Source organism: Pseudomonas sp. RIT-PI-AD, assembly GCF_025642785.1.
GTDB lineage: Bacteria > Pseudomonadota > Gammaproteobacteria > Pseudomonadales > Pseudomonadaceae > Pseudomonas_T.
In genome coordinates this window covers 1-4,059 of sequence record NZ_JANZKU010000054.1, presented here as the reverse complement: position 1 = coordinate 4,059, position 4,059 = coordinate 1, and the positions used below count along the sequence as shown (strand labels likewise).

At 56.6% G+C, this 4,059-nt stretch carries 4 protein-coding genes and 1 pseudogene; 1 reads left to right on the top strand and 4 read right to left on the bottom strand.

Annotated features, from left to right (window positions below):
* The 4 genes and pseudogenes from OGL92_RS21930 to OGL92_RS21915 form a co-directional block, all read right to left on the bottom strand.
* Window positions 1–183 (bottom strand): annotated as a pseudogene (locus OGL92_RS21930) (hypothetical protein); the annotation flags it as partial.
* Between the two features lie 114 nt (window positions 184–297).
* The gene (locus tag OGL92_RS21925; RefSeq protein ID WP_263147974.1) at window positions 298–2,493 is read right to left on the bottom strand and encodes a tape measure protein; all 2,196 of its coding nucleotides are present in this window, start codon (window positions 2,491–2,493) and stop codon (window positions 298–300) included.
* A 175-nt stretch (window positions 2,494–2,668) separates the two neighbouring features.
* A complete protein-coding gene (locus OGL92_RS21920) occupies window positions 2,669–3,034 on the bottom strand; it encodes a hypothetical protein (protein ID WP_263147972.1) in 366 nt (121 codons plus the stop codon).
* 52 nt (window positions 3,035–3,086) lie between these two features.
* Window positions 3,087–3,440, bottom strand: coding sequence for a hypothetical protein (locus tag OGL92_RS21915; protein ID WP_263147969.1), 354 nt, complete (start codon window positions 3,438–3,440; stop codon window positions 3,087–3,089).
* Between the two features lie 55 nt (window positions 3,441–3,495).
* Here OGL92_RS21915 and OGL92_RS21910 point away from each other — a divergent pair, with 55 nt between their 5' ends.
* Window positions 3,496–4,011 (top strand): HIRAN domain-containing protein, encoded by a 516-nt coding sequence (locus OGL92_RS21910; protein WP_263147967.1) that lies wholly within the window; start codon window positions 3,496–3,498, stop codon window positions 4,009–4,011.
* The last annotated feature ends 48 nt before the right edge of the window (window positions 4,012–4,059 follow it).

Here is a 4,059-nt window from a genome sequence, read left to right as displayed (position 1 = left end):
CGGCCGCGGCACGCTCGGCAGCACGAAGTCGCGCTGCTCTGCGACGGCGCCCTGCATTTCCCGCGGCTCTGTACAGCGCAGTTCCAGCGGCAAACGGAAGTCGAGGCCATCCAGGCCAGGGCCGAACCAGCCCGCACCGGATAGCGTGATAGTTTCCTTGCGCCAATGAGCCATGGTGATCATGGTCGCCGAGGGACAACCGCACCTCCGTCTCGCCCAGCTCGCCGCCATACTCCTGAGCGACACCGCCCGACTCGGCGGTGATCGGCACGCCGCCCAGCGTAACGTGGGGATAGTTCATCGTTTCGTCCGTCCGTACTGCCTGGCCTTGCGCGCCAGGATCTGCTCAAACCCCTCGCGCTCGGCGAGCAGTTGGATAGGCTGCCCGCCGCCTACATCAAGTCTCACCGTGCCCAGGTCACGGCCAGGGGAGGCGCCCGGCACGCCGGTGGCGGTGTCGATGAGGCTCTGGCTGATACCCGGCAGGGACACCCCGGCCATTGCCTGGGCAATCGCCCGAGATGCCGCGGCAGTATGAACGCGCTCTCCGCCCTTGAACTGCACAAGCTCGGGTCCACGCTCACCCACCCAGGCCATCCCAGGTGGAGCGTTCTCGGTTCCCACCGCATAACCCGGGACTGGCGGTGGCGCAGGTGGAGGTGTGTCGCCGGTAGAGGTGTAGGCCCTAGGATCAGTGGTTGGCGGCATAAGCTGCACTTGGAATACAAGCTGCGCCGCGATCTCTGCCGAGAGCTTCGTGATTCGGGCAACCAATGCAGCCTCGCTGGCATCGTCCACGCCGAGCTCGATAGGCACCTTTTTCACAGTATCAAGCTGTTTCACCAGTTGCTCGATACTCTGCTGGATTTCGCTGACACCCGACGCGGCGCCGGCCTCGCGGAGGCTCTGCGCACCGGTTGCGATCTCAAGCAACTCTTTCTTGAAGCCCTGAAGCCCATAGGTGTTCCCACCCGCCTCTTCCAACTGCTGGATGATTTCCAGCGCCTCCTGCGCCTGCTTGATCGCCATCTCGTAGTCGCGATTATCCAGTGCGTGACGGGCCTTCACCTTCAAGTCGGAAGCATCGTTGTAATTCGGCTCTTGGCTTGGCCGCTTGGGTGACTTGATCGCCTCAGTGAAGGGCGCAAGGATCGACTCACGCTGCGCGACGATTTGCGCATACAGCTGGTTGGCCTTGTCCAACTCCACGAATTGCTTACTTAGAGACGTCCGCAAGTTCGCGATGGCGGTTTCGCGCGCATTCTGGATTTTACGTGCAGCCGCCTTCTCACCTGCCTCTCTTAGCATGTGTCGGGCCTGTTCGCGGGTAATGAACTCTTCATAGGTTGAACCATACTGACGGGACCACGCGGTAACCACCCCGACTTCGTCGACCTTGATACCCTTTAGCTTCTGCGCGGCGATTTCTTCATTCGCGAGCCGTCGAATGGTCAAGTCCCCGCCTTCCTTCTCGAGCAGCTTTTCCTGCTCCAGAACGCTAACCGCAGCCGCGACGCGCTGGTCTGTAACGGTGGATGTGCTTGCCGCGCCCTGGGCTGCATCCTTCAAGCTTTTGTCCAGGAGGTCGAAGGCGCCCACGAGCTCCAATACTCGTCCTGCGGGGGTAAGCTTGGCCAATTCCTCCGACAACTGAAAACCACCTTCAAGGCGGCGATCCGCAGTAGCGATCTTATCCAACCCGTCAGCCACAGCCAGAAGCTTGGTGATCGTGTCGGTTGACGCATGGGTGAGCTTGTCGAAGCTCACGACGATCCGATTGGTGGCCTCTTCCAGACGCACACCAGCGTCTGCCGAAGTGGTGGACATCTCCTCAACTTTTTTACGAAGCGGATCCATCTGACTCAGGAGCGCCGGAATTACGACCTTGGAGGTCAGTTGCCCCGCGCTCGCCATCTGTAGGAGCTTGTCCCGAGAGACATGCAAGCCATCCTGCAGCGCATCAAGCAGAACCGGGGCGTCTTCGAGTAGTGCGTTGAAGGCGTCTCCCTGGATGGTGCCCGCCTGGAGGCCGCGTCCAAATTGCTCAATCACGCGGCTGGTCTTGTCAGCATTGGCCGCGCTGGCCACAAGCCCCAGGTTCATCACTTCGGTGACATCCACTACGTCCTGTGTGGAGAATTTCAATTCGCGAAGTGGCTTCGCGGACTTGATGAACATTTCAGAGGTTGCGTCGATACTCTTATAAGTGCGCCTCGAAACTTCAACTAATCTTGACTGTACGAGGTTGAATTCTTCCTGATCCTTGGTAACCAGTCGAACACGCGACGACAACTCGGCGGCGTGACTGGTTATGGAAAGATAACCTTTCACTGCGCCGGCAATAACCCCGGTTGAAAACGCCGAAGTAAAGGCGCTCGAAACCCTTGAAAGCCCGCCGTTCATTTTATCAATTTGCTTATTGACCTGATCGAATGCGTCCCGCGAGTTGTTTTTCGCGTCGATTACAATCTGAGTGGTGACTTTCGAAGCCATTATTCCAGACTCCTAATCAGGCGTTTGTACTCTTCTTGAGATGCACGCGAGCATCTGAGTATGTCGATCTGCCGCCTTATGGAACATCTTTCATCCGATTCGATCGCCTTTAGAAACAAGTGCACCTGCTCCAGCGAGTAGTGAGAGACTGCGTCCAGCGAGTGCCCGGCGCTTATCAAGCGTTGCAGTACGCTTCCCCAGCCAGAACCCTTGTCGCCCTTGCCAGGGAGTGGGCGAAAAAATAGTGGTTAGTCTCCATGACTACACCGAACAGCTCGATGGCCACCGGTAATTGCAGTCTTCTTATTTTCCAGCGCGAAAGCGTAGTGGTCACCCTGAGAACCGATCTTAATTTTGCTGAGTGGTTCTTCGCAAACTCTGACTGATTTGAAGCACTGAGATTTTGTAGTAACTTCAATAGCTCGGTCGAAAGCTCGCCAAACATCTCTAAATACTGCAGCTCCACGGCGTGGACGTAGCAGCTACCATTCGGGAGGGTAACTTTTGTCGCCTCCGGCAATATGACACTTAACTCAGACATATCGACCTCAAATGAAAAAGGCCCGCAATGCGGGCCTTTTCGGAATTAATTATTATTTGAAATACTTGAGAATAGCCCCGAAAAATACGGCAAATAGCACTGCTGCCAAAATTATCGCAGGTATTGCTGCAACTACTAACTTCACAAGAAGTACCACCAGCGAATTGAAGCTGACATTTACATCGACGATTACGACTGGCTGAGCACCTGCATAACCTGCCGTGGCAGCTCGAACCTGCTTAGACACAGCAGGCAGCGCATTTTCTCGGACTTGCTGCTGGGCCCCTTGCTCCCTTTCCTTGCGCAGCTTGGCAGCCACCATGTAGTAGATGCCGCACTCGGGGCAGCGATTGGGATCGGGCTGGGTTCCAGCCAATGGCGTGTGACCGCACTCAGGACACTGCATACATTCCTCCTTCTTCTTCCCTGGTTTACACTCCCGGCGATGCCAAGGAGGGATGATGCATATACTACTGTTTTTGACGCTTGCGACAGTCATCTGCGGCGCTGCACTGATCACCCTGATGCTCTGGTCGGAGGGCCGACTGGACATCAAGAGCATCAAGCAGCGTCTCATCGATCTGTTTCCTGGAAAAGAAACAAAGCCCCAGGTCATTAGGGTCAGCGCTTCGGATGAAGTCGACAGCTTCATATGCGCAGTAGTAGGCGAGAGTTTCACTAACGAAGACTGCATTTCCAGGCAGCACATCATCCGAAAGCATGTCCGGCCTGGGGACGCTGTCCGCCTCCAGCGTGAACCGGAGAACCCGGTCGACTCGTCAGCCGTCGCTGTCTTTTCTGCGAACGGGCAAATCGGTTATTTGAAAACCGATGTAGCGGGTCGCTTATCCGCGAAGCTGGACACAGGGAAATTCGTGGCCGCCGCCGTAGTGTATGAAGTAAATGGCGGCACGAGAGATAAGCCGAGCTACGGCGTCACTCTCGAGCTTACTATCTACCGCGCCCCTCAAACCTAGACCACCCGAGATAGCGATCAGTCCTCTAACGGCGCGTACTGCTCCACC